The organism is Pseudomonas sp. UF-293, assembly GCF_058245595.1.
The window spans coordinates 276,091-300,579 of sequence record NZ_JBSICA010000002.1 but is presented as its reverse complement, the minus strand read 5'-3'; the positions used below and the strand labels follow the sequence as shown (position 1 = coordinate 300,579).

Genomic DNA, 24,489 nt, shown 5'->3' with positions numbered 1-24,489 from the left:
ACTCCGGTTCGGGTTGTCGAGCTGCCTAGAATATCTGGTCGCGGCTTCGGTGTCCGGCTACAGTAAGGTCTTTGTCCTCCAAGGCTTTGTGCATGACTTTTCTGCGCCCTACCCTGCTGACGCTCGCTTGCCTGCTCGCCTCACCAGGCTTTGCCGACGATCTGCCGTCACTCGGCGACGCCAGCTCTGCCATTGTCTCGCCGCAACAGGAATACCAGCTCGGCCGTGCCTGGCTGGCCATGCTGCGCAGTCAGGTTTCCCAGCTCAACGATCCGCAACTCAAGGATTATGTCGAATCCAGCGTCTATAAACTGGTGGAGACCAGTCAGGTCTCCGACCGACGTCTGGAATTCATCCTGATCAACAGCCCGCAGCTCAACGCCTTCGCTGCACCGGGCGGCGTAGTCGGGGTCAACGGCGGCCTGTTCCTCAATGCGCAAACCGAAGGTGAATACGCCTCGGTGCTCGCCCACGAATTGGCGCACTTGTCGCAACGTCACTTTGCTCGCGGGGTGGAAGCCTCACAAAGAATGCAGGTGCCGATGATGGCCGCGTTGCTGGCCGGCATTGTCATTGCGGCGGCCGGCGGCGGTGATGCCGGCATCGCCACCATCGCTGGCACCCAGGCTGCGGCGTTGCAGGAACAACGGCGCTTCTCGCGACAAAACGAACAAGAAGCGGATCGCATCGGCATCCTCAACCTGGAAAAGGCCGGCTACGACCCGCGTTCGATGCCGACCATGTTCGAACGCCTGATGCGCCAGTACCGCTTCGACGCCAAGCCGCCGGAATTCCTCCTGACTCACCCGGTCACCGAATCGCGTATCGCTGACACTCGCAACCGCGCCGAGCAGGCGAAACCGGGCGGCATTGAAGACAGCATGCGCTACCAGTTGATCCGCGCGCGGGTGCAGTTGATCTACGAAGAAACCCCGGGGCTGGGCGCCAAGCGTTTCCGCGCCCTGCTCGATGAAAACCCGAAAAACGATGTCGCGCGTTACGGCCTGGCCATCGCGCAAATCAAGGGCGGCCAGCTCAACGAAGCGCGAGAGAACCTGAAGCAGTTGTTGGCCAAGTCGCCGAACGAGATCATTTACAACCTCGCTCAGGTCGATCTGGACATTACCAATAATCGTCTGCCTGATGCGCAATCGCGGGTCGACCGCATGCTCACGCAGTTCCCGGGCAACTATCCGCTGAATCAGGTGCGGGTCGATCTGCTGCTGAAACAGAATCGCGCCGCCGATGCCGAGAAGGCGCTAGACAGTTTGCTCAAATCCCGCCCGGATGATCCGGACGTCTGGTACCAGGTTGCCGAAACTCGCGGCCTGTCGGGCAATATCATCGGTCTGCATCAGGCGCGCGCCGAGTACTTCGCACTGGTCGGCGATTACCGTCAGGCCATTCAGCAGCTGGACTTCGCCAAGCGCAAGGCCGGCAACAACTTCCCGCTGTCCTCGCGCATCGATGCCCGCCAGCGCGAACTGATGGAGCAGGAGCGCATGGTCAAGGACATGATGGGCTGAGTTTTCCAGCAAGACAGAAGATGTAGACATAAAAAAACCGCCTCTTTCGAGGCGGTTTCTTTTTTACCTTGCTGCTGGCTTATTCAGCCAGTTTGAAGGTGATGAAGCTGGCACGGCCCTGACGCAGCACGCGCATCGACACCGAACGGTTCTTCGGCAACGCCTTGGCGATGTCTGTGAACTCCTTGGCCGAGCCGATGGCCTGGTTGTTCAGGTGCGTGATCACATCACCCGGTTGCAGACCGATCAAGGCCGCAGGACCGTCCTGCACTTCCTTGATCACCACACCACCTTTGAGGTCGTAGGTTTTCTTCTGCTCGGCGGTCAGTTCACCGACCGCAACACCGAGACGGTTGCTGCTGCTTTCAGCGCCGGATTTCGGCAGCGCGTCCAGCTCTTTGTCTTCGTCCGGGATCGCGCCGACGGTCAACTCGACGTTCTTGCGCTTGCCTTCACGAATCACTTCCAGATTGGCTTTGGCGCCAGCCTTCAGCGCGCCGACCAGATGCGGCAGATCTGCGGACATGACGATCGGCTGACCGTTCATGCTCAGAATCACGTCGCCAACCTGCAGGCCGCCCTTGGCCGCAGGACCGTCATCCTGGATCTGCGCAACGAGGGCGCCGGCCGGCTTGTCCAGGCCGAACGACTCGGCCAGGTCCTTGTTCACTTCCTGAATGACCACGCCCAGCCAGCCACGGCTGACTTTGCCACCGCTCTTGAGCTGGTTGGAAACATCCATCGCCACGTCGATCGGGATGGCGAACGACACGCCCATGAAGCCACCGGAGCGGGTGTAGATCTGCGAGTTGATGCCGACCACTTCACCGTTCAGGTTGAATAGCGGACCACCGGAGTTGCCCGGGTTGATCGGCACGTCGGTCTGAATGAACGGCACATAGTTTTCGTTCGGCAGGCTACGACCGACGGCGCTGACGATGCCTTGGGTCACGGTGTGGTCAAAGCCGAATGGCGATCCGATTGCCACCACCCACTGGCCGGCCTTCAGGTCTTGGGATTTGCCGAGCTTGAGCACCGGCAGATCCTTACCTTCGATTTTCAGCAAGGCCACGTCGGAACGGGGGTCAGTGCCGACCAGCTTGGCTTTCATCTCACTGCGGTCAGCCAGACGGACGAGGATTTCGTCGGCATCGGCGATCACGTGGTTGTTGGTGAGGATGTAGCCATCCGGCGAAATGATGAATCCCGAGCCCAGCGATTGGGCTTCACGCTGGCGCCCGTCGCCACGCGGCGAGCGCTGCTGAGGCGGCATGCCACGCTCGAAGAATTCACGCAGCATCGGTGGCAGGCCTTCCAGATCCGGCATCTGCTGATTCACGCGACGGTCCGGCAGTTTCTGCGTGGTACTGATGTTCACCACCGCGGGCGACGCTTGTTCGACCAACTGGGTGAAATCAGGCAGATCGGCCGCTTGCGCAGCAGGGACCGCCTGACCGAGCAACAGCACAGTGGCGAAGATGGAAAGATAAGACTTCAAACTTGGTATCGACATACAGCTCCCGTTACGACGAGCAGGGTTAAGCGATATGGAGCAAAGGAACACCGGAAACCACAGACCGGCATTTTTGTTCCGGGAACAACAAACAAGGCCAGAGCCGTGAGGCTCTGACCTATAAAAAATTTTCAGGGGTTTTGCAAATGAAAATGCTCAGCAAACATTTCGACGTCTCGACGACGAAGTGGAAATGACTGAAATCAGCTCACTGCTTGCTGGTCGCAGCGCCATCGTTGTTACGCATCGATAGAGCGATTCGTTCGGCGGTGCCGATCGGAATTTCGCCGACCACCGTGACCATCATTTCACCTTGCGGCGTGGTCAGGCGACGGGATACCGCGACGGTCGGGCCCAACTGAGTACGGGTGTCGGTGACGGTTGCACCGTTCAAGGGTTCAAGGAACACCGAGAAACGCGCCAGACCATCGTCATACATCAGGCTGCTGACCTGGGTCTTGGTCTGCGCATCCTTGTGCGAACTGCTGCTGGTCAGCTCGAAGCCCGGCGGCAGCCAGTCCGAACGCCAGTTCTGCACGGTCTTGGCTGCAGAAGCCTTGTCGTTGCCGATGTTGATCGGCTTGCAATCGGCGTCCGCCAGCAAATCCTTGTCCGACGGAATTTCATCAGTGTCGAGGCTGGTGAACTGAAAACGCTCAAGCAACTGACCTTTATCGTTCAACAGCAACGACTTGAGCGGCAATCCGGTCATCTTGTCCAGATGCAGCTCGAAACCGTAGCGATGCTGATCACGAGGCGTCAGAGCCACGATCACTGCATCACGGCCGGCCACGCGCGACTTGCCAATGACGGCAAGGTCATACCAATTCTTCAGCTTTTTGGGATCCAGCGCACGGGCGGCAGCGTTGGGTGAGTCACCCAATCCCGCAATCAGGGTGCCGCTGACGCATTGAGTACGTCCATCAATGCGCACGACTTCCTGAGCCGAGCCGTCGAGCTGCAATAACCGCTCGCGGACCTGGCCATTCTGGACACGATGCCAGATGTTGTGCGTGGAAAAACTGCCGTTGCGCTCGTAAACGAAAGTACCGTGGAAGCTTTGCTGCTGCTCGGCCTGACCCATACGGGTCAACCAGTCCTGGGCCTCGTCAGCGTGGGCTGGAACGATGAACCAGCCACTGAGCAGAAGCGAAAGTAGAGGGATGGCGCGCATGATCCTCCTTAACGGTTTTCCAGGCTTGCGGCACGTGCGTATGGCAGCGCGCTTTCAGTTCCCTTGAGTGCAGCCTGCTGAGCGTGCTGACGCAGGTAGCCTGGCAGACGCTGATCATGCCAGCCTGGCTGACCTTGCAGAACGCCGTTAGCCATAGGGCCAGTCGCTTCCGAGCTTTCGCTGTAGCCTGCCAGAACTGCCGGACCCTTGACCTGTGGAGTGGCCAGAGTTGGCTGATTCGACTGCTGTGCCAGTTCAACACCAGCGATTTCGTCCTGATTGTACAGACGAACACCGGCCAGAACGGCCACGGTTACCGAAGCGGCAACAGCGAGGCGACCCAGGTTACGCCATGGGCTGCGGGATACTTTGGCCGGAGCCGTTTCGTCTTCCAGCGCAGCAGACACTGCCGCAGCGATATCCAGACGCGGAAGCAGCAGATCCTTGTGCATGGCTGCCCGAGCGATCTGGTAACGAGCCCAGGTCTCACGGGTATCAACATCATCCAGTGCACTGAGCACTCGACGCAATTCCAGTTCGTCCGCTTCGTTATCCATCACTGCGGACAGCGATTCCTGCAGGGCTTCACGACTCATGGCGTTCCTCTCTTGGCTGTCGCCGCTGTCTCAGTTTTCCTGCAACAACGGTTGCAGGGCTTTGTCGATGGCCTCCCGAGCGCGGAAAATCCGGGAGCGCACGGTACCCACCGGACATTGCATGACGCTCGCAATGTCCTCGTAACTCAGACCATCGAATTCACGTAAAGTTAAAGCCGTACGCAAATCCTCTGGTAGTTGCTGGATGGTTCGATGGACAGTGCCTTCGATCTCATCCCGCAGCAATGCACGTTCCGGTGATTCGAGATCCTTGAGGCCGTGATCGCCATCGTAGAACTCCGCATCCTCTGAACTTACATCGCTATCCGGCGGCCGACGGCCGCGGGAAACCAGGTAGTTCTTTGCCGTGTTAATGGCAATACGGTACAGCCACGTATAAAACGCACTGTCACCGCGGAAATTTCCAAGTGCCCGATACGCCTTGATAAAGGCTTCCTGAGCAACGTCCTGGGCTTCATGGGTGTCGTGCACAAAACGCACGATCAACCCGAGAATTTTGTGCTGATATTTCAGCACCAGCAGATCGAAAGCTCGCTTGTCGCCACGCTGAACGCGTTCGACCAGCTGCTGATCCTCTTCCTGGGTTAGCATGAACACTCCTCGATAAGCCCGGAGGAGACTTGCATTACTAAACGACCAGACTTGCAAACATAGACTCGGGCTTTTCGCAAAAGTTCTCCCCCTCCAAGCAAGTTTCCTGCGGGCTCTGATTTGGCACGCACGAAAAACGCAGCGCGGGATAAACCGGCTGCGCGAATAATCTTGTTATCGGTTTCGCCGGCAGGAATCCAAACGCAGATTCCGCACTGAAGCCGACACTGTCCGTGGTTTCTGGCACCGTCTATTGATCTTGGCCCTTTGGCAAAAGTTCCAATTATTTATAGCCGTACCCACCTGACATTGCGCAACCGTGGGCGGAAAAGTCTGTTTCAGCGCCGATACAGGTGTCTTTTCCCACACCTGCAAAAAAAATCTTCCGACGAAGCACAGCGCTTTTTACCGCGCAGTAGTCTCACAATGCCATCTGGGCCCGGCTATTGTGCCGCCCAACCCCTCTATATACTAGTGGGCTGTGTGGCTGTCTTGACTCGCCGATCCAGCTGTCTTGCGCCAACCCCGACCCGGGTCGCTTTGAGCGGAATCCTGAAATGAGCCAACAGTTCCAACACGATGTTCTGGTGATTGGCAGCGGTGCTGCCGGTTTGACTCTCGCTTTGACCTTGCCCGGTCATCTGCGCATTGCCGTATTGAGCAAAGGCGATCTCGCCAACGGTTCGACATTCTGGGCCCAGGGTGGCGTCGCTGCGGTGCTCGACGATACCGACACTGTCGAATCCCACGTCGACGACACGCTCAACGCTGGCGGCGGTCTTTGCCACGAAGACGCGGTGCGCTTCACCGTCGAGCACAGCCGCGAAGCCATTCAGTGGCTGATCGATCAGGGCGTGCCGTTTACCCGTGACGAACAATCCGGCACCGAAGACGGCGGTTTCGAATTTCACCTGACCCGCGAAGGCGGCCACAGCCATCGGCGGATCATCCACGCAGCCGATGCCACCGGCGCTGCGATCTTCAAAACCTTACTGGCCCAGGCCAAGGAGCGCGAGAACATCGAACTGCTGGAACAGCGCGTCGCCGTCGATCTGATCACCGAACGCCGCTTGGGCATGGAAGGCGATCGCTGCCTGGGCGCTTACGTGCTGAACCGCGCCACAGGCGAAGTCGATACCTACGGCGCACGTTTCGTGATTCTGGCATCGGGTGGCGCGGCCAAGGTCTACCTTTATACCAGCAACCCCGACGGCGCCTGCGGTGACGGCATCGCCATGGCCTGGCGCTCCGGCTGCCGGGTGGCGAATCTGGAATTCAACCAGTTCCACCCGACCTGCCTGTATCACCCGCAAGCCAAAAGCTTCCTGATCACCGAAGCCCTGCGTGGCGAAGGCGCGCATCTGAAGCTGCCCAATGGCGAGCGCTTCATGTATCGCTTCGACAAACGCGCCGAGCTGGCGCCTCGTGACATCGTCGCGCGGGCCATCGACCATGAGATGAAGCGCCTGGGTGTCGACTGCGTTTATCTCGACATCAGTCACAAGCCAGAATCGTTCGTCAAAAGCCACTTCCCGACTGTTTATGAGCGCTGCCTGGGCTTCGGCATCGACATCACCAAGCAACCGATCCCGGTGGTTCCCGCCGCGCACTACACCTGTGGCGGCGTGATGGTCGATCAGCACGGGCGCACCGACGTGCCCGGCCTCTATGCTATCGGCGAAACCAGTTTCACCGGTCTGCACGGCGCCAACCGCATGGCCAGCAACTCGCTTTTGGAATGCTTCGTTTATGCCCGCTCGGCGGCGGCGGACATTCTCGCGCAGCTGGATCATGTCGCGGCGCCAAGCGCCCTGCCCGCCTGGGACGCCAGCCAGGTCACCGACTCGGATGAAGACGTGATCATCGCGCACAACTGGGACGAATTGCGCCGATTCATGTGGGACTACGTTGGCATCGTGCGCACCAACAAGCGCCTGCAACGGGCGCAGCACCGCGTGCGTCTGCTGCTGGACGAGATCGATGAGTTTTACAGCAACTATAAAGTCAGCCGCGACCTGATCGAACTGCGCAACCTGGCGCAAGTCGCCGAGCTGATGATCAGCTCAGCCATGGAGCGCAAGGAAAGTCGCGGGCTGCATTACACCCTCGACTACCCGGATCTGCTGCCCGAAGCGCTCGACACTATTCTGGTGCCGCCCACCTACGCCGGCTGAACTTGAGCCGCACTCGCAGGCGTCGGTGCAGATCCGCCGCCTGCGAGTCACGTGGCACGCAGATCGACCTGACCCGCCGCTCACCGCGCAAACGAAAGCGCAACACCACGATCAGCGGCAGCGCCAGGCTGTCCGGGCGCAGTTGCACCGCTTGCCAGCCTTGCGCCTGATTCCATAACTGCCAACCATCGCCGTCGCGCCGTAATCCGCAGAATGCTTTCGGATGACTCAGCAGAATCTGCCGCGGAATCACCCAGAAGCCATGCAACAAACAGCCGAAAACCCCAGCCATACTGGCCCAGAGCGGAATCGACAGCAGAATTAAAGAACCCGTGGCGAATGCCTGGGCCAACAGATACGCCGCCAGCAACTGCCGTGAGGCATGCCAGCGGCATTCGAACGTGTTACTTGGGCTGGACACGATCCAGAATCATCCGGACCATGCGTTGCAACTCGGGATCTTCCGACTCGCTGCGCTCCATGAACCAGCCGAACATGTCCTGATCCTCACAGGTCAGCAAACGCACGTACAGATCGCGATCCACTTGATTCAACGTCGCGTAAACCTCCTGCACGAACGGCACCAGCAACACGTCAAGCTCAAGCATGCCGCGACGGCTGTGCCAAAAGAGGCGATTCAGTTCAACTTGTTCGACCATGGAGCCCTCCTCGAATTTGCCCGGCAGTATACAGCCCCGGCGCGGGCCGCACAGTCGGCTTTGGTCGGCCACCCCTGATCCTTTATCAACTACCCATTTCAACCCTGCCCCCTTATGATGTGCCCCAGTCTATTTACCCTGCGATGACCCATGGCCGATTCTGCTTTTTTCTGCACCCTGTCTCATGAAGGCGTACTCGCGGTTCGCGGTGCGGACGCCGGAAAATTCCTGCAAGGCCAGTTGACCTGCAATATCAATTACCTGAGCGATACCCGCGCCAGCCTCGGCGCCCGCTGCACGCAGAAAGGCCGGATGCAGTCGAGCTTCCGTATTCTGCTCGAAGGAGACGGCGTGGTGATGGCGATGGCCAGCGAGCTGCTCGAGCCGCAACTGGCCGACCTGAAAAAGTACGCAGTGTTCTCCAAATCGAAACTGACCGATGAAAGCGCCGCCTGGGTGCGCTTCGGTCTGGAACATGGCGACGCAGCCTTGAACAGCTTCGGTCTGGCACTGCCTGGCGAAACCGACAGCGTTGTGCGTAATGAAGGCCTGATCGCAATTCGCGTTTCGCCCGATCGCGCCGAGCTCTGGGTACCCGCCGCTCAGGCGCAAAACATCAAAAGCCAGTTGTCCACCACACTGCCCGAGGGCGGGCTGAATCAATGGCTGCTGGGCCAGATCCGCGCCGGTATCGGTCAAGTCATGCCTTCCACCCGCGAGCTGTTCATCCCGCAGATGCTCAATCTGCAGGCGGTCGGCGGCGTGAGTTTCAAGAAAGGCTGCTACACCGGCCAGGAAATCGTTGCGCGCATGCAGTACCTGGGCAAGCTCAAGCGGCGCCTGTACCGCTTGCGTCTCGATGCGGCCGAGTTGCCGGAGCCCGGCACTCAACTGTTCGCACCCAGCCACAACAGCTCGATCGGCGAAGTGGTGCTGGCTGCCAATGCCGAGGGAAACATTGAACTCCTGGCCGTGTTGCAGGCCGAAGCTGCCGAAGCCGGTGATTTGCGTCTGGGCGCCCTTGAAGGCCCCGCGTTGCACGTGCTCGACCTGCCTTACGAACTGGATCGCGACCGCGAAATCCAGCGCTGATCGCAGCATTGTTGCAAGACCCTAGAGAGTCCAAATGAGCGAACTGGCGGAAAAGGTCCAAGAGGATTTGGCTGCGGCCATCGATAACGATGACCTGGTTCTGCCAACGTTGCCGGAGGTGGCCCTGCAAATTCGCAAGGCCGCCGAAGATCCGGAAGTCAGCGTCAGCGATCTGAGCAAATTCATCGGTCGCGACGCCGCGCTGTCGGCGCGCCTGATCAAAGTGGTCAACAGCCCGCTGCTGCGCGCCGCGCAGGAAGTCACCGACCTGCACACCGCCATTACCCGTTTGGGCATCAACTACAGCAGCAACCTGGCGATCGGTTTGGTGATGGAGCAGATCTTCAACGCCCGCTCCGAGGTGGTCGAACAGAAGATGCGCGAAGTCTGGCGCAGCAGTCTGGAGATCGCCGGCGTCAGCTATGCGCTCTGTCGTCGCCACACCCAGCTCAAACCGGATCAGGCGGCACTCGGCGGGCTGGTGCATCAGATTGGCGTGTTGCCGATTCTGACTTACGCCGAAGACCACAATGAACTGCTCTCGGATGCGGTCAGCCTGACCCATGTGATCGAGAAAATTCATCCAGTGCTGGGCGAAAAGTTGCTGCGGGTCTGGGAATTTCCCGAGCGCCTGGTGCAACTGCCGTTGCTCTATGAGGATTTTAAACGCGACTCGGCCCGCATCGATTACGTGGACGTGGTGCAAGTCGCGAACCTGTACTGCCGCAAGGGCACCGATCATCCGTTTGCGCGAATTGATCCGCTGAGTGTGCCGGCGTTCAGAAAGCTGGGGATTGACCCGGAGAACAAGCAATTTTGCGCGGATCTGGAAGAATCGCGGTCGATGTTCTACTGACCCGGGACCGAGGCGCGGCTTTCGCAAGCACGCTCGCTCCCACATTGAAAATGCATCGCTGCAGTGGGAGCGAGCCTGCTGGCGAAGAGGACACCACCATCACCCGGCAATAAAACTGACCCGCACCTTCAATCCCGCCTGCTCACCATCATGCAAAGTGATCTGCGCCAGATGCGCGCGGCAGATCTCACCGACAATCGCCAACCCCAGGCCTGAACCGGCGACCTGCTGATTACGCCGGTAAAATCGCTCGAAGACCCGATCACGCTCGTGCAGCGGAATCCCCGGCCCGTCGTCCTCAACCTCAAGCACCGCCGGGGCCGTCACGCGCAAAATCACGTTGCCGCCCGGCGGCGTATGCGCCAGCGCGTTGTCGACCAGATTGCTCAGCAGTTCATTGAGCAACGTCGGTTCGCCACGCAGCCACACTGGCTCATCGGCTTCCAGCGCCAGCGCCACACCACGTTTGTGCGCCAACGGCGCCATGGCCATGCCCAGCTCCCGCGCCAATTGGCTCAGATCGAGCAATTGCGCGCCGCCCTCGGCGATCGCCCGCGCACCGTTTTCAACGCGGGCCAGCGACAGCAGTTGATTGGCCAGATGGGTCAGGCGATCGGTACTTTGTGCCGACGATTCGAGGGTGGAGCGCCAGGTCTCGGCCTCGGTTGAACGCAGGCCCAGCTCCAGCCGCGCCTTCAGCGCCGCCAACGGCGTGCGCAATTCGTGAGCGGCATCGGCGATGAACTGCGCTTGCCGTTCGAACTGGCCGCGCAGGCGCTCGGTGAAATGGTTGAGTGCACGAACCAATGGCCCGAGTTCATGCTGCACTTCCACCAGTGGCAGTGGCCGCAAATCGTCGGGCTGGCGTTCCTCAACAGCGGTTCTTAACCGCTCCAGCGGGCGCAACGCCGCGCTGACTGCAAACCACACCAGCAACAACGCGCCCACGGCCAGCATGCCCAGACGCAACAAGGTATCGGCGGCAAGGCTACGCGCCATGCTGACCCGCGCTTCGTCGGTTTCGGCCACGCGGATTTCCGCCATGCCGTTCATGTTCGGCTCACTCACGGCTTTGAGCAGGCTGACCACGCGTACGTTCTGGCCGTTGTACTTCGCGTTATAAAAACGTGCCAGCGCCGGATAGCTGTCGGTGCGTGGCGTGCCGGGCGGCGGTCCGGGCAGATTTTCGTAGCCGGAAATCAACGTCTGATGAATGTCGTTGACCTGGTAATAGATGCGCCCGGCGCTGTCGTAGGCGAAAGTGTCCAGCGCCACGTAAGGCACGTCGGCGCTGAGGCTGCCATCGCGCTGCGACAATCCCGCCGCGATAGTCCGTGCCGAGGCCAGCAGCGTGCGGTCATAGGCGGTATCGGCAGCTTCGCGACCGTTCCAGTAAGCGCTCAAGCCACTGGCGAGCATCAGCACCACCAACAACCATCCGAGGTTCCACAGCAAGCGCCAGCGCAGGCTGCTGGGCTTATGCATCACGGCTTTCCAGCAGATAGCCGAGGCCACGGAAGGTCACAATGGCCACGGGCTGACCGTCGAGTTTCTTGCGCAAGCGGTGCACGTAGATTTCGATGGCGTCGGGGCTGGCTTCTTCGTCGAGGCCGAACACCTGCGCGGCCAGTTGCTCTTTGCTCATCACCCGCCCCGGTCGCGCGATCAACGCTTCGAGAACGGCTTGCTCGCGCGAAGTCAGGGTCAACAGTTCTTCGCCGAGGGTGAAGCGCCGCGTATCGAGGTCGTAAGCCAGCACGCCACAGCGCTGCTGACGCTCGCCGCCCAGGACACTGCGGCGCAACAGGGCTTTGACCCGCGCCTCCAGCTCGGTGAGTTCGAACGGTTTGGCCAGGTAATCGTCAGCACCGAGATTGAGCCCATGCACGCGATCTTTCACGTCACTGCGCGCGGTCAGCATCAACACCGGCAGGTTCTTGCCCCGCGCACGCAGCCGCGCCAGCACCTCGAAACCGTCCATGCGCGGCAGGCCGACATCGAGGATCGCCACGGCGTATTCCTCGCTGCCCAAGGCCAGGTCAGCGGCCACGCCATCGTGCAACACATCCACGGTCAGACCGGTGCTCTTGAGCGCCTGAGCCACGCTTTCGGCCAGTTGCAAATGGTCTTCGACGAGCAGGACACGCATGGATTTGTACCTCGTTCAGGGTTGGCCGACGCCGCGCTTTGCCGCGGAGTTTACAGCCGCAACCGCCGCTGTGAAGCCCGAAAACCGTGAAAGACAACTGAAAGGTTGTTGAAAGGTTAGCCGGTTAGAGTCGGCCCACGGACAGTTTCGACTGTCGCCGCTGCCGCCACACAGCGCAACGAAAAACGCCACGAAGCGTTTTCGACTCATAAGAACAATAACGGAGTACCCCAGCATGCCGTCCATGCGCACCGAGGCTGTAATGCCTGCTCGCCTTGCTCGATTCCATCCTTGCACCGTCGGTTTCTCACCGCAGTCCTGTTTCCCCTCCGTTGTTTCAGTCGTTGCGCTCGCGCCGCGAAAAAACTGCGCCTGCCGCTAAGCTTTCGCGCTGCTCTCTGGTCATTCAGTCCATCCATAACAACAACTCCTCTGGAGACTCAAATGAACGTATCACTGCGTAAAGTTGCTCTCGCCGCTGGCGCGATGCTGTTTGCCGGCCAACTCATGGCCGAGCCGAAACGTCCGGAATGCATCGCCCCGGCCTCCCCCGGCGGCGGTTTCGACCTGACCTGCAAACTGGTGCAGAGCGCACTGGTCAACCAGAAGCTGCTGAGCAAGCCGATGCGCGTGACCTACATGCCCGGCGGTGTCGGCGCGGTGGCGTACAACGCGGTGGTCGCGCAACGTCCGGCGGACGCCGGCACGCTGGTCGCGTGGTCGAGCGGTTCGCTCTTGAACCTGGCCCAGGGCAAGTTCGGGCGCTTCGATGAAACCAACGTGCGCTGGCTCGCGGCGGTTGGCACCAGCTACGGCGCCATCGCAGTGAAAAGCGATTCGCCCTACAAGACTCTCGACGATCTCGTTCAAGCCCTGAAGAAAGATCCAGGCTCGGTAGTCATCGGCTCCGGCGGCACCGTCGGCAGCCAGGACTGGATGCAGACCGCACTGATCGCCAAAGCCGCCGGGATCAACCCGCGCGAGCTGCGTTACGTGGCACTCGAAGGCGGCGGTGAAATCGCCACGGCCCTGCTCGGTGGTCACATTCAGGTCGGCAGTACCGACATCTCCGACTCCATGCCGCACATCCAGAGCGGTGACATGCGCCTTCTCGCAGTGTTCGCCGACAAGCGTCTCGACGAGCCGGAAATGAAGGACATCCCGACCGCTCGCGAGCAAGGCTATGACATCGTCTGGCCGGTGGTGCGTGGCTTCTACCTCGGGCCAAAAGTCAGCGACGAAGACTACGCCTGGTGGAAAGATGCGTTCGACAAACTGCTGGCTTCCGACGAGTTCGCCAAGCTGCGTGATCAGCGTGAGCTGTTCCCGTTCGCCATGACCGGCCCGGAACTGGACACCTACGTGAAGAAGCAGGTCGCCGACTACAAAGTGCTGGCCAAAGAGTTCGGCCTGATCCAGTGATCGTCTCTGTCTAGTGGCTGCGTCTCCTACGCGGGGACGCAGCACAGGAGCTCCCATGCTAATTCAACGCATTTTCGCCTCGGTGTTGCTGCTGGTGTGTGCCGGCCTGGCACTGATGGCGTGGCCGTACCAAGCGGCCTTTTCCTACGAACCGGTCGGCCCGCGCGCCTTCCCGCTGCTGATGCTCGGCCTGATGGGCCTGGCGCTGCTGTACATGGTGTTTCGTCCGGCACCGATCAAACACAGTGAAGACGAGCCGCCGCTGGATCGCGAAACCCTGACCAAGATCGCTATCTGCGTCGCGCTGTTGCTGGTGTTCGCCGGCACCTTCGAACCACTGGGTTTCATCGTTGCCAGCATTCTTACCGGCGTACCGATGGCCCGTCTCTACGGCGGTCGCTGGCTGCCGAGCGTGGTGATCATCAGCCTGATGGCGGTTGGTCTCTATCTGCTGTTCGATCGCTTGATGGATGTTCCGCTGCCCCTCGGCCTGCTCAGCGTCCTGGAGAACTGATATGGATACCCTTGGCTATTTGGGTCAGGGCTTCGGCGTCGCGCTGAGCCCGTACAACCTGGTGACCGCACTGTGCGGCACCCTGATCGGCACCGTCGTCGGCCTGCTGCCGGGCCTGGGCCCGATCAACGGCGTAGCGCTGCTGATCCCGATCGCGTTCGCACTCGGTCTGCCGCCGGAGTCGGCGCTGATCCTGCTGGCAGCCGTCTATCTCGGCTGCGAATACGGCGGGCGAATCAGCTCGATCCTGCTGAACATTCCAGGCGAAGCTTCCACCGTCATGACCACCCTCGACGGCTACCCGATGGCCCGCAAAGGTATGGCCGGTGTGGCACTGTCGCTGTCGGCGTGGAGTTCGTTCATCGGCGCGTTCATTGCAACTTGCGGCATGGTGCTGTTTGCGCCGTTGCTGGCGAAATGGGCAATTGCGTTCGGACCGGCGGAGTACTTCGTGTTGATGGTGTTCGCGATTGTCTGTCTCGGCGGCATGGCCGGTGATCGACCGCTGAAGACCTTTATTGCCGCGCTGATCGGTCTGTTCCTTTCCACCGTCGGCATCGATGCCAACAGCGGCGTGTACCGTTTCACCGGCGACAACATTCATCTGACCGACGGCATCCAGTTCGTCGTGCTGGTGCTGGGTCTGTTTTCCATCAGTGAAATCCTTCTGCTGCTGGAAAAAACCCACCACGGCCAGGAAGCGGTGAAAGCCACCGGCCGGATGATGTTCAACTTCAAGGAAGCGGCGTCGGTGTTCGTCGTCAACGTCCGCTGCGGCGTGCTCGGGTTCATCATGGGCGTGCTGCCGGGTGCCGGCGCAACGCTCGCCAGTGCCGTGGCCTACATGACCGAGAAGCGTATCGCCGGCACCAGCGGCAAATTCGGTGAAGGCGATCCCCGTGGTCTGGCCGCGCCGGAAACCGCTATCGGCGGCGCGGCGTGCGGGGCACTGGTACCGATGCTGACCCTCGGCGTGCCGGGTTCGGGCACCACCGCAGTGATGATCGGCGCGCTGTCGCTGTACAACATCACCCCGGGCCCGCTGCTGTTCCAACAGCAACCGGACATCGTCTGGGGCCTGATCGCATCGTTGTTCATCGCCAACGTCATGCTGGTGATCCTCAACATCCCAATGATCCGCGTATTCACCCGCATCCTCGCCGTGCCGAACTGGGCGCTGGTGCCGATCATCGCGATCATCACCGGGATTGGCGTTTACGCTGTGCACGCCACCACCTTCGATCTGTTCCTGATGATCGGTATCGGCATCTTCGGTTACATCCTGCGCAAGCTGGATTTCCCGCTGTCGCCGCTGCTGCTGGGCTTCATCCTCGGTGGCCTGATGGAGCAGAACCTGCGCCGCGCCCTGTCGATCTCCAATGGCGCGCTGGAGATTCTCTGGTCGAGTCCGATCACCTTCGGTTGCTGGATCCTCACCGCGATCATGCTGCTGATGCCGCTGATTCGCATCTGGCGCAAACGTTCGGCGGCACGGCGCGTCATCGCCGATGTCTGATCGCTTGTCCCTCAAAGCCTGGTGGGGTACCCCGCTGGTCGGTCTGCTTGGCGGTTTCATCGCCAGCCAGATCGGCTGGCCGCTACCGTGGATGGTCGGCTCGTTGCTGGCGATCATCCTGGTGCGCTGCCTGACGCCGTGGCAACTGGCGGAAATCCCTGGCGGGCGCAAATGCGGCCAGTGGATCGTCGGCATCGGTATCGGCCTGCACTTCACCCCGCTGGTGATGGAACAGGTGCTCAGTCATTTCGGTTTGATCTTCTTCGGTGCATTGGTCACCAGTCTGTCGGCGGTAGTCGGCGTGTGGCTGATGCGCCGCACCGGCGAGGACCGTGCCACGGCATTTTTCTCGAGCATGCCCGGTGGTTCCGGGGAGATGGTCAACCTCGGCGCGCGCAACGGTGCACTGCTAAGCCATGTCGCGGCCGGGCAGAGCTTGCGGGTGTTGGTGGTGGTGTTGTGCGTGCCGGCGGCGTTCAAGTATCTGCTCGGTGACGGCACGCCGATTTCTCACGCCGGCAGTGTCGATTGGCGCTGGCTGGCGATTCTGTTTCCGGCGGGCGCCCTGCTCGCCTGGATCTGGCAGCGTTTGCGCCAACCCAATCCATGGTTGTTCGGGCCGTTGCTGGTCAGTGCGGCGGTGAGCATTACTTGGGATCTGCACATCGGTTTGCCCAATGGCGGCAGTCAGATCGGCCAATGGCTGATCGGCAGCGGTCTGGGCTGTCACTTCAATCGGCAGTTCTTCCGCCGCGCGCCGTCGTTCATGGGCCGGACGTTGATCGGCACGGCGCTGACCATGTTGATCGCGTCGCTGGCGGCGCTGGGCTTGAGTGCGCTGACCCATCTGGATCTGCGTTCGCTGACCCTGGGCATGATGCCGGGCGGGATTGCCGAAATGAGTCTGACGGCGGAGACCCTGCAATTGTCGGTGCCGCTGGTGACGGCGATGCAGGTGATGCGGCTGTTGTTTGTGCTGTTTCTGGCAGAGCCGTTGTTCAGGTATTGGAATCGTCATCCCGCCTGAGTCTGCGAGATCGAGTTGCTCTTTTCGCGAGCAGGCTCGCTCCCACAGGGGGTTTGTGGCTTGCACACATTTCCTGTGGGAGCGAGCCTGCTCGCGAAGAAGCCAACCCGGTCGACACATCAAATCGGTGGCAAGCGCCAGTCGATCGGGGTTTCGCCATTCTGTTCGAGAAACTTGTTGGTCCGGCTGAAATGCCCACAGCCCAAAAACCCGCGATAGGCCGACAACGGCGACGGATGCACCGAGGTCAGCACCAGGTGCTTGGTCGCGTCTATCAGTTTCTGCTTACTCTGCGCATGGGCGCCCCAGAGCATGAACACCAGATGCGGCTGCCGTTCGCTGACCACCTCAATGATGCGGTCGGTGAAGTGTTGCCAGCCCTTGTCCTTGTGCGCGTTGGCGTTGGCGCGCTCGACGGTCATGGTGGTGTTGAGCAGCAGCACGCCCTGTTCGGCCCAGCTCTGCAGGTAGCCGTGGTTGGGAATGTCGATATTGAGGTCGCGTTTCAACTCTTTATAGATGTTGACCAGCGACGGCGGCGCCGGCACGCCCGGTTGCACCGAGAAGCACAAACCGTGGGCCTGGCCCGGACCGTGGTACGGGTCCTGGCCGAGGATCACCACTTTCACCTGGTCCAGCGGTGTCGAATTCAGCGCATTGAAAATCATCGGTCCCGGCGGATAGATCTCCTTGCCGGCCGCCCGCTCCTGCTGCAGAAAGCTGCGCAACTCTGCCATGTAAGGCTGGTCGAACTCAGCACGCAGTGCCTCCTTCCAGCTCGGTTCGAGTTTGATACGGTCGTCAGCAGTCATGGTCATTTCCGGCAAAAACAATGGGGCGAACCCTAGGAAAGCCGACCACGCTTGTCAATTGATCTGACGCAGATCCGGCACTTTCCCCCACAGCGATCATACTGATCGCTCAAATTCCTGATCGAGGTCACGATGAATCTGCACTTCGAAGAACTCACCGGCACCGACGGCGCCCGCATCGGCATCGCCAGCCTGGATGCCGAAAAATCGCTGAACGCACTCTCCCTACCGATGATCAATGCGCTCAGCGACAAATTGAACGCCTGGGCCAATGACCCGCAAATCGTCTGCGTACTGCTACGCGGCAACGGCGGCAAAGCCTTCTGCGCCGGTGGCGAGGTGCGCAGCCTGGTCGAAGCCTGCCGCGCTCACCCCGGCGAAGTGCCGCCGTTGGCCGCGCAATTTTTCAGCGCGGAATATCGCCTCGATTACAGTCTGCATACCTATCCGAAACCGCTGATCTGCTGGGGTCACGGTTACGTGCTTGGCGGCGGCATGGGCCTGTTGCAGGGCGCGAGCACGCGGATCGTCACGCCGAGTAGCCGTCTGGCGATGCCGGAAATCACTATTGGACTGTATCCGGACGTCGGCGCCAGTTGGTTTCTCGCCCGATTGCCGGGCAAGCTTGGCTTGTTTCTCGGCCTGACCGGCGCGCACATCAACGGCCGGGATGCGCTGGATCTGGATCTGGCCGACCGTTTCCTGCTCGACGAACAGCAACCGCAATTGATCGAAGGCCTGATGCAATTGAACTGGCAGGAACAGACCGCGATGCAGCTCAACAGCTTGCTCAAGGCCCTGCAGCAGGAGGCTCTTGAACAAATGCCCGAAGCGCAGTGGCTGCCGCGTCGCCAGCAGATCGACGAATTGCTCGACGTCAGCGACGTCACCTGTGCGTGGAAAGCCATCAGCCTGCACCGCGACAGCAGCGATCCGTTGATTGCCCGTGCGGCGAAAACCATGACCGAGGGCTCGCCGCTGACCGCGCATCTGGTCTGGGAACAGATCAGCCGCGCGCGGCACATGTCGCTGGCCGAAGTATTCCAGATGGAATACACCCTGAGCCTCAATTGCTGCCGCCACCCGGAATTCAGCGAAGGCGTGCGCGCGCGTTTGATCGACAAGGATCAGAAGCCGCACTGGCACTGGCCGGATATCAATAACGTGCCGGATGCGGTGGTCGAGGCGCACTTTCATAAAGTCTGGGAGGGGCGGCATCCCTTGGCGGATCTGACCCAGTATTGAGGTGACGCGTGGCCCGCGATGGCAACAGGATTTCCATCGCGGGCCGGCTCAATCGGTCGTCTTGTTACTCAGACATTCAGTTCGTAGAACTCGATTATTTCCATCATCGCCCGCTGCGCTTCATCGTCGCCCTTTATCAAAATATCCTCGACATCCCTCAGTGGCGGAAGCGGGTGCAGACGTTCGGCAATTTGCGTCGCGCTGTAGTCTTGAGTGGTTGTTCCTTCGCTGACTCTTATGAAGCCGATAGCGTTTTTGCCTGCGGCAAAATGCCTGGAAACCCTGATTTTCGGTGCCATGCCGTAATCGACCACGATCACCAGATCATCGCGCTCACGATGAAACTTGAGGTTGTCGATCGTCAGCATGCGCTCGGAAAAATCGATCCCGTCCAGGCCGCCTCCGTTGTTGATGATCACGTCTCTGCCGAGGCCCTCGTATCGGTAGAGATCATTTCCATCCCCGCCCGCCAGCGTGTCATTGCCTGGCCCACCCAGCAGCAGATCATCACCGGGGCCGCCCATGAGCACGTCGTCGCCGTGCATGCCTCGGATCTCCCCCGCGCCGCTTATGGTGTCGTTGCCACGACCGCCTACGATTGGCAGCGCTCGTCCGTCTCGCGAGGAAGTTGAACGGATGGGATGGTTGACGATGACACCCGTACGAAAAGTCTCGGGCGCAGGTCCCAACTGACTCGATTCCAGGAGCTGCTTCAAACTTGCGACCGACCCATCGGCGAACTTTACGAGCTCAATACCTGCGCCCGCAAGTTCACCGTTATGGGGCAAGACGATGCGGACTTTCTGCGTCCCACCCCATTGGATATCGAGCGTCGAATGGAGCATTTTCGCTCTCGGCGGATTGCGGTAAGCCCCGCGATCCGGGTTGGGCTCCAGCTCGACATGGGTGGTCTCTATCAGCGCAGCACCCCAGCTCAATTGCAGTGCATCGCGCCGCGCGCCTGCTGGAAGGACGACCGTGTCCTGATCAATCAATCCGTACTCATCTTTCCAACCCGCTACGCCAATTTCTGCTCGGTGGAAAACAGGATTCAGCACGTCCGCAATCGTGGTGGTTGCTCCGGCATGCGCTTGCACGATGTAGGTGTCGGCGCCGTCTTCGCCGTAGAGCCAGTCATCACCCGAGCCGCTGAGCAGATAGTCGGCGCCCTCGGAGCCCAGCAAGGTATCGTCACCCGCACCTGCGGATAAAAACGCGCCCGGCGTTCTGTCACCGACAGTACCGTAGTCAAGTGGGGAGCCTGCATAAGCGACGATCAGATCGTCTCCCGCGCCGCCGTGGAAAACGTTTTCCACTTCAACGTTGACTCGCCCGCCGGCATCATTGCCATGGACGATTTTGCGTTTGATCGTTTCAGTTGTGACATCCCAGCGAAACGCCTTGGGCACTGTTGCGCCCGAACTGAAGCTTGCCGCCGGATAGACGTACCAGCCTTCAAGCGCGCCGGATTCCTTTCGGTCTTCAACCAATACATCGCTCGTATTGAATGAAAACCCGTTGGCCGAGCCGGATCGATAATAGCGAGGCGCCAAGCCTGAGGAGGCTATCGCTCCCTGGGCTTTCACCTGTTTGTGTTCGACACGGGTTGTGGTGTTCGACTGCCTTTCACTGAACACGGCTTGCCCTGCATCCGCCTTCATCCATGGCGGCGTTTCAAACAGTGCTCCCGCTCCGACGCTGTCCTCGCTCAGCTCGGTGTGAGTGGTGTAACCGGTGTCGGTGGTAGTGATATGACTGCGAACCCAGACGCCTTGCTCATTCAAGGTAAAACCTGTGGCGTGTCTGCGGGCGGAGCGCTTTGACTTGATTTGCGCGAGGAATTCACCGGTCCAGTCGTGCGCTTGAACAGATGCCAACGGGCCTTGCGCCGCAGCGGTTACCTCGTCTGGTTTAACCGGATCCTCAACTTTGCTTTCAGGGGTTGCCGGGGCGGTGACACGTTCTGGTACGGGCGACTCGGGCATCTCTATCAGTGGCAGAGTTTTGCGCAGGACATCTGCGTAATCCAGTACCCCGCCGTCGCTGAAACTGAATGTGGAGTCCTTCCACTTCTCGTGATTCTTTATGAGTATCGCGTCGCCCGTGCCATTGGCCAGTCGCAACACCGTGCCGACGGTAACTTCGATGACGTCGGCCTTCAGGCTTTGCGCGGAAAACCCTGCACCGAACCTGATGATGTTGCGGCCGCCGGCATCGGTGACGATATCCAGGCCGTCGCCAGCGCCGAAATAGTAGATGTCGGCGCCATCCATGCCATCCAGCACGTCAGCACCGGGACCGCCATCAAACACGTTGTCACCGGAATCGCCGCGCAGGTAGTCCGTTCCCTCTCCACCCAGCAATGTGTCGTTGCCGACGCCACCGAGCAACGTGTCGTTACCTGAGCCACCGTCCAGATAATCGGCATTCTGCTCGGCCTCAGCGCTGTTTTCGTAATCGCCGGCCAATATGTCGTCACCCGCGCCGCCGTACAGTGTGTCGGCACCGAAGCCACCCTGTAGCGTATCGTTTCCTTCACCGCCCTGTAGCACGTCATTGTTGCTTCCGCCCGGTTGCAGGTCAGATACGTCGCCATCCAGGAAATCAGCGCCTGCACCCCCCAACAGCGTATCCGCGCCACCCATGCCTCGCAGGGTGTCATCCCCCGCACCGCCATCAAGGAAGTCGTTACCGTGATAGCGAACCGGATGCTCAGAGCTATCGCCAATCAGATCGTCATGGCCTTCGCCGCCGAAGAGCAAGTCATCGCCACCGCCGCCCCGGAGCGTGTCATCGCCGAGGCCACCGTCCAGCAGATCATCGCCAAAAAAATGCGCGGCATCGCCTTCGACGCCGTCCAGTACGCCGTCATCACCCTGCAAAATGTCGTTGCCAGGGCCGCCATACAAAGCGTCGCTGCCACCGTTACCGGCGAGTGAATCATCACCAGTGCCGCCGTCCAGCACATCGTTGCCATGGTGTCTGCTGGGCAGGCCACCGCCCCAATCGAGGTTGTCACCAAGTATCACGTCGTCGCCGCTGCCACCGGCCAGGGTGTCGTTACCTTGATCGCCTTTGAGAAAATCGTCGTCAGCGCCGCCGTCAAGCAGGTCCTCACCCCAGCCGCCGTTGATAATGTCCTTGCCGCCCTGCCCATACAGCACGTCACTACCGCCCTCGGGCGCACTGTTTATCGAGGCCTTTGAATAGACCGCTCGGTGACTGGTCACACCGCGAGCAATCGTGACGGCAGCGCGCTTGACCGACCAACCTTGTTCCAGCGCACCGGTGGTTTCGTCTCCTGACAAGACATCGTCACCAGCACCGCCGATCAAGATATCCCGGTCATTGCCACCGAGCAGAACGTCTCGCGATGCCGTACCGATAAGCAAATCGTCACCTTGTCCGCCGTCGAGCCAGTCTCCGCGATTTGCCTTGCCTTTGGCGTCACCGTCGGCCATGGCCTTTTCGATTGTCGTCTGCTTGTCGCCGAATAACCGATCGTCTCCAGCCTTGCCGAACAATCGATCAGAACCGCCCATGCCAAGAATGACGTCGTCTGCGGCGGAACCGTAAAGTACGTCGGCCTTGTTGCGCTGTTTGACCTTGGGCAGCAGCACCACGTTGCCCAGCTCATCAAAGGAGGGCTGATCACCGGGGACAGTGGGATCGGCGTCTTTCGCTTTCCAGTCGCCCTGAAGCGTCAAATCCGCAGCAGTGAGCGGCTGCCCCTCATATTCAGGGAGGCGGATGCCAAGCATCCCGGGCTGAAAGTTCTTGATGACCACCAGATCGCTCTGGCCATATTTGATGTTGAGGGTGTGTTCAACAAGCGTCAGGGTGATGGACCGATCCTCGGTAGACCAGATATTGCTCAGAGGCGCGCGGCGTTTGAGTTGGGGAATCGGCGCGCCGTTGATCCACAGTTGCCCATCGGCGTTGGCATCAAGAATCTCGTCGAGGCCATCGCCGCTGGCGAATTCATAACGGTCGTTGCCTTCGCCCCCGATCAAGGAATCGTTACCCTTTCCTCCGATCAGAACATCATCACCGGCCATTCCGTACAGCGCATCATTGCCGTCGCCTCCGGTAAGCGAGTCATTGCCGCGACCACCTTCAATGACATCGTGACCGGCCATCCCATCGATGGAGTCATTGCCCTCGCCGCCATACAGATGATCGGCATTTGCGCCACCGGCGAAAGATCGCCCGCCGTCGTCACCGAACATGGCCAGCGGGTTCAGCACTCCGGTGGTCATCGGCGCCTGTTTGCCTGATGCGAGGTCGGAGTAGGAATACTTCTGCAGCGAATGCTCTGCGAACGAGCCCTGGGTTCGGGCAATCAACCGCGCCAGCATCTGCGCACGATCCGCCAGCCACTGTGCGCTGATAAAGCCTTCACCAGTGTGCGGATCGTAAAGCTCGAGGTTGCGGTCGGGATATCCATCGGCTCGTTCTATGACGACTTCACTGAGTTGCTGCAAAGAGTTGCGCAACGCCAGACCGAGCGGCGTCGCCTCGCCTGCCAGTTTTGCCCATGCATTGGCATTGCCGAACTCGCCTATTGTCCGGGTGACGATGCTTTGTGACTGCTCTGGGGAGAATGCCGAGAAGAATGCGTAAGCGTTGCTGACGAAGGTTTCGTTAGTGGTGGGTGTGGCAGCAGAATCGCCAGCGTAAGTGCGCGTGAACATGTCGAGAAATTCGTTCTGGCCGTAGCGCAAGATCAGCTCGACCACGGCGGCAACAGGCGTGCCTTTGACTACATGCTGAATCAGCGGACTCACACTGCCACTGGCCAGCGCAATGTTGATTTGCTCGGGTACGACCGAGAGCAGACTTTGCAGTGGATTGATGCCGAAATTGCTGATCGCCGCTCGCAGGCCGACACTGTAGGAATCGATGGCGAAGAGAATGTTTTTATAGTCGTCGAGCCGGTTGGCTTTTGCCTGAGTCGGTGGGCCGTCATCTTCCGCATCCGGGTCGCCCGCAGAGATCAGTCTCCACGTTTCATAGGGAGGTTTACCGCCCAGCAGGCTGAATCCGACTGTTCCAGACCAACCGGCATTGCGTTTCACGGCGGTATCGTCTTCCCCGCAAACCTCCTTGAACAGTGCCTCGCCAATCGCGCTGGCGTCGATTTCAGCGATCTGGCTGATTGACGGAACCGTCCACGGCGCCAATTGACCGGCAAGAGATCCGTTGATCAGGGTATTGATGAAATTGACGGCAACCTGGTTGGATGAAAGCTGCATCAGGTCTTCGCTGAAGATCCTGTTCAATCTGAGTTCACCTTGCCGCGAGGTGTAACCACGAATCAGGGCCGAGTAGGCACCGTTTCCACCGTTGGCATCAATGGCCACGGCAAGCCAGAGTCTGGCGTTTTTTAGTACTTTTCCAGCCTCTTTATCGGCAGCTGCAACGTCAGAAACTTTTTCACCAATAATGTCGAATAGCTTTTGGTACAGGGGGGCGCAGCTTGCCCCTGCTAATTCCAATGCAATGTACTCCACACCCTCAGAATTTAACGTCATTCCTTTGCAACTATTGGCCGCATTGAAAATTTCCGATTTTTCCATATCGCTGAAAACATAACTCATTG

At 60.0% G+C, this 24,489-nt stretch carries 19 protein-coding genes; 9 read left to right on the top strand and 10 right to left on the bottom strand.

Annotated features, from left to right (window positions below):
• The first annotated feature begins 92 nt into the window (after nt 1-92).
• Entirely contained in the window at nt 93-1,526 is a 1,434-nt protein-coding gene (locus AC4IHP_RS03805; RefSeq protein ID WP_024011999.1) for a M48 family metalloprotease, read from the top strand.
• A 79-nt stretch (nt 1,527-1,605) separates the two neighbouring features.
• Here AC4IHP_RS03805 and AC4IHP_RS03800 read toward each other — a convergent pair whose 3' ends face one another.
• From AC4IHP_RS03800 to rpoE, 4 genes are all read right to left on the bottom strand, one after another.
• Nucleotides 1,606-3,039 carry a DegQ family serine endoprotease gene (locus tag AC4IHP_RS03800; protein ID WP_039760902.1) on the bottom strand — a complete coding sequence of 478 codons (1,434 nt, stop codon included), beginning with the start codon at nt 3,037-3,039 and terminating at the stop codon, nt 1,606-1,608.
• 208 nt (nt 3,040-3,247) lie between these two features.
• Nucleotides 3,248-4,213 carry a MucB/RseB C-terminal domain-containing protein gene (locus AC4IHP_RS03795; protein WP_490830909.1) on the bottom strand — a complete coding sequence of 322 codons (966 nt, stop codon included), beginning with the start codon at nt 4,211-4,213 and terminating at the stop codon, nt 3,248-3,250.
• An 8-nt stretch (nt 4,214-4,221) separates the two neighbouring features.
• Nucleotides 4,222-4,809 carry a sigma-E factor negative regulatory protein gene (locus AC4IHP_RS03790; protein ID WP_008077804.1) on the bottom strand — a complete coding sequence of 196 codons (588 nt, stop codon included), beginning with the start codon at nt 4,807-4,809 and terminating at the stop codon, nt 4,222-4,224.
• Nucleotides 4,810-4,839: 30 nt separating this feature from the next.
• Nucleotides 4,840-5,421: an RNA polymerase sigma factor RpoE/AlgU gene (gene rpoE, locus AC4IHP_RS03785; RefSeq protein WP_003172477.1), complete on the bottom strand. Its 582-nt coding sequence runs from the start codon at nt 5,419-5,421 to the stop codon at nt 4,840-4,842.
• A gap of 557 nt (nt 5,422-5,978) precedes the next feature.
• Here rpoE and nadB point away from each other — a divergent pair.
• Complete coding sequence (gene nadB, locus AC4IHP_RS03780; protein ID WP_490830908.1) at nt 5,979-7,595, top strand: L-aspartate oxidase; 1,617 nt, start codon at nt 5,979-5,981, stop codon at nt 7,593-7,595.
• Here nadB and AC4IHP_RS03775 read toward each other — a convergent pair.
• Complete coding sequence (locus tag AC4IHP_RS03775) at nt 7,564-8,016, bottom strand: protein YgfX (protein WP_490830907.1); 453 nt, start codon at nt 8,014-8,016, stop codon at nt 7,564-7,566. The two genes, nadB and AC4IHP_RS03775, sit on opposite strands and share 32 nt — an antisense overlap.
• The gene (locus AC4IHP_RS03770; RefSeq protein ID WP_007911418.1) at nt 8,000-8,254 is read right to left on the bottom strand and encodes an FAD assembly factor SdhE; all 255 of its coding nucleotides are present in this window, start codon (nt 8,252-8,254) and stop codon (nt 8,000-8,002) included. The genes AC4IHP_RS03775 and AC4IHP_RS03770 overlap by 17 nt, the downstream gene beginning before the upstream one ends.
• A 150-nt stretch (nt 8,255-8,404) precedes the next feature.
• Here AC4IHP_RS03770 and ygfZ point away from each other — a divergent pair, with 150 nt between their 5' ends.
• Together ygfZ and AC4IHP_RS03760 are read left to right on the top strand one after the other, a co-directional pair.
• Nucleotides 8,405-9,346: a CAF17-like 4Fe-4S cluster assembly/insertion protein YgfZ gene (gene ygfZ / locus AC4IHP_RS03765; RefSeq protein ID WP_490830906.1), complete on the top strand. Its 942-nt coding sequence runs from the start codon at nt 8,405-8,407 to the stop codon at nt 9,344-9,346.
• Nucleotides 9,347-9,380: 34 nt separating this feature from the next.
• Nucleotides 9,381-10,202: an HDOD domain-containing protein gene (locus tag AC4IHP_RS03760; RefSeq protein ID WP_460124904.1), complete on the top strand. Its 822-nt coding sequence runs from the start codon at nt 9,381-9,383 to the stop codon at nt 10,200-10,202.
• A 99-nt stretch (nt 10,203-10,301) separates the two neighbouring features.
• Here AC4IHP_RS03760 and AC4IHP_RS03755 read toward each other — a convergent pair whose 3' ends face one another.
• Nucleotides 10,302-11,687, bottom strand: coding sequence for a sensor histidine kinase (locus tag AC4IHP_RS03755; RefSeq protein ID WP_460124901.1), 1,386 nt, complete (start codon nt 11,685-11,687; stop codon nt 10,302-10,304).
• Nucleotides 11,680-12,351 (bottom strand): response regulator, encoded by a 672-nt coding sequence (locus AC4IHP_RS03750; RefSeq protein WP_034153139.1) that lies wholly within the window; start codon nt 12,349-12,351, stop codon nt 11,680-11,682. Before AC4IHP_RS03750 ends, AC4IHP_RS03755 begins: the two co-directional genes overlap by 8 nt.
• 444 nt (nt 12,352-12,795) lie before the next feature.
• Here AC4IHP_RS03750 and AC4IHP_RS03745 point away from each other — a divergent pair, with 444 nt between their 5' ends.
• From AC4IHP_RS03745 to AC4IHP_RS03730, 4 genes are read left to right on the top strand one after another with little or no spacing between them, the layout of a single operon-like run.
• Nucleotides 12,796-13,773 (top strand): Bug family tripartite tricarboxylate transporter substrate binding protein, encoded by a 978-nt coding sequence (locus AC4IHP_RS03745; RefSeq protein ID WP_129998891.1) that lies wholly within the window; start codon nt 12,796-12,798, stop codon nt 13,771-13,773.
• Between the two features lie 55 nt (nt 13,774-13,828).
• A complete protein-coding gene (locus AC4IHP_RS03740) occupies nt 13,829-14,287 on the top strand; it encodes a tripartite tricarboxylate transporter TctB family protein (protein ID WP_415763400.1) in 459 nt (152 codons plus the stop codon).
• A 1-nt stretch (nt 14,288) separates the two neighbouring features.
• A complete protein-coding gene (locus tag AC4IHP_RS03735) occupies nt 14,289-15,803 on the top strand; it encodes a tripartite tricarboxylate transporter permease (RefSeq protein ID WP_016771277.1) in 1,515 nt (504 codons plus the stop codon).
• Nucleotides 15,796-16,830: an AbrB family transcriptional regulator gene (locus AC4IHP_RS03730; protein WP_460124893.1), complete on the top strand. Its 1,035-nt coding sequence runs from the start codon at nt 15,796-15,798 to the stop codon at nt 16,828-16,830. The genes AC4IHP_RS03735 and AC4IHP_RS03730 overlap by 8 nt, the downstream gene beginning before the upstream one ends.
• Nucleotides 16,831-16,949: 119 nt before the next feature.
• On the opposite strand, the gene ung is transcribed toward AC4IHP_RS03730, so the two are convergent.
• Complete coding sequence (ung, locus tag AC4IHP_RS03725; RefSeq protein ID WP_460124890.1) at nt 16,950-17,642, bottom strand: uracil-DNA glycosylase; 693 nt, start codon at nt 17,640-17,642, stop codon at nt 16,950-16,952.
• Nucleotides 17,643-17,774: 132 nt separating this feature from the next.
• Here ung and dspII point away from each other — a divergent pair, with 132 nt between their 5' ends.
• On the top strand, nt 17,775-18,887 hold the full coding sequence (gene dspII / locus AC4IHP_RS03720; protein ID WP_460124887.1) for an enoyl-CoA hydratase/isomerase DspII: 1,113 nt from the start codon (nt 17,775-17,777) through the stop codon (nt 18,885-18,887).
• A gap of 68 nt (nt 18,888-18,955) precedes the next feature.
• On the opposite strand, the gene AC4IHP_RS03715 is transcribed toward dspII, so the two are convergent.
• Entirely contained in the window at nt 18,956-24,487 is a 5,532-nt protein-coding gene (locus AC4IHP_RS03715) for a calcium-binding protein (protein WP_490830905.1), read from the bottom strand.
• Nucleotides 24,488-24,489: the final 2 nt, after the last annotated feature.

Excerpts from the sequence above, each read along its gene's own strand:
- AC4IHP_RS03805 (WP_024011999.1), top strand. The coding sequence starts at position 93 with ATGACTTTTCTGCGCCCTACCCTGCTGACGCTCGCTTGCCTGCTCGCC.
- AC4IHP_RS03800 (WP_039760902.1), bottom strand. The coding sequence starts at position 3,039 with ATGTCGATACCAAGTTTGAAGTCTTATCTTTCCATCTTCGCCACTGTG.
- AC4IHP_RS03795 (WP_490830909.1), bottom strand. The coding sequence starts at position 4,213 with ATGCGCGCCATCCCTCTACTTTCGCTTCTGCTCAGTGGCTGGTTCATC.
- AC4IHP_RS03790 (WP_008077804.1), bottom strand. The coding sequence starts at position 4,809 with ATGAGTCGTGAAGCCCTGCAGGAATCGCTGTCCGCAGTGATGGATAAC.
- rpoE (WP_003172477.1), bottom strand. The coding sequence starts at position 5,421 with ATGCTAACCCAGGAAGAGGATCAGCAGCTGGTCGAACGCGTTCAGCGT.
- nadB (WP_490830908.1), top strand. The coding sequence starts at position 5,979 with ATGAGCCAACAGTTCCAACACGATGTTCTGGTGATTGGCAGCGGTGCT.
- AC4IHP_RS03770 (WP_007911418.1), bottom strand. The coding sequence starts at position 8,254 with ATGGTCGAACAAGTTGAACTGAATCGCCTCTTTTGGCACAGCCGTCGC.
- ygfZ (WP_490830906.1), top strand. The coding sequence starts at position 8,405 with ATGGCCGATTCTGCTTTTTTCTGCACCCTGTCTCATGAAGGCGTACTC.
- AC4IHP_RS03760 (WP_460124904.1), top strand. The coding sequence starts at position 9,381 with ATGAGCGAACTGGCGGAAAAGGTCCAAGAGGATTTGGCTGCGGCCATC.
- AC4IHP_RS03755 (WP_460124901.1), bottom strand. The coding sequence starts at position 11,687 with ATGCATAAGCCCAGCAGCCTGCGCTGGCGCTTGCTGTGGAACCTCGGA.
- AC4IHP_RS03750 (WP_034153139.1), bottom strand. The coding sequence starts at position 12,351 with ATGCGTGTCCTGCTCGTCGAAGACCATTTGCAACTGGCCGAAAGCGTG.
- AC4IHP_RS03745 (WP_129998891.1), top strand. The coding sequence starts at position 12,796 with ATGAACGTATCACTGCGTAAAGTTGCTCTCGCCGCTGGCGCGATGCTG.
- AC4IHP_RS03740 (WP_415763400.1), top strand. The coding sequence starts at position 13,829 with ATGCTAATTCAACGCATTTTCGCCTCGGTGTTGCTGCTGGTGTGTGCC.
- AC4IHP_RS03735 (WP_016771277.1), top strand. The coding sequence starts at position 14,289 with ATGGATACCCTTGGCTATTTGGGTCAGGGCTTCGGCGTCGCGCTGAGC.
- AC4IHP_RS03730 (WP_460124893.1), top strand. The coding sequence starts at position 15,796 with ATGTCTGATCGCTTGTCCCTCAAAGCCTGGTGGGGTACCCCGCTGGTC.
- ung (WP_460124890.1), bottom strand. The coding sequence starts at position 17,642 with ATGACTGCTGACGACCGTATCAAACTCGAACCGAGCTGGAAGGAGGCA.
- dspII (WP_460124887.1), top strand. The coding sequence starts at position 17,775 with ATGAATCTGCACTTCGAAGAACTCACCGGCACCGACGGCGCCCGCATC.
- AC4IHP_RS03715 (WP_490830905.1), bottom strand. The coding sequence starts at position 24,487 with ATGAGTTATGTTTTCAGCGATATGGAAAAATCGGAAATTTTCAATGCG.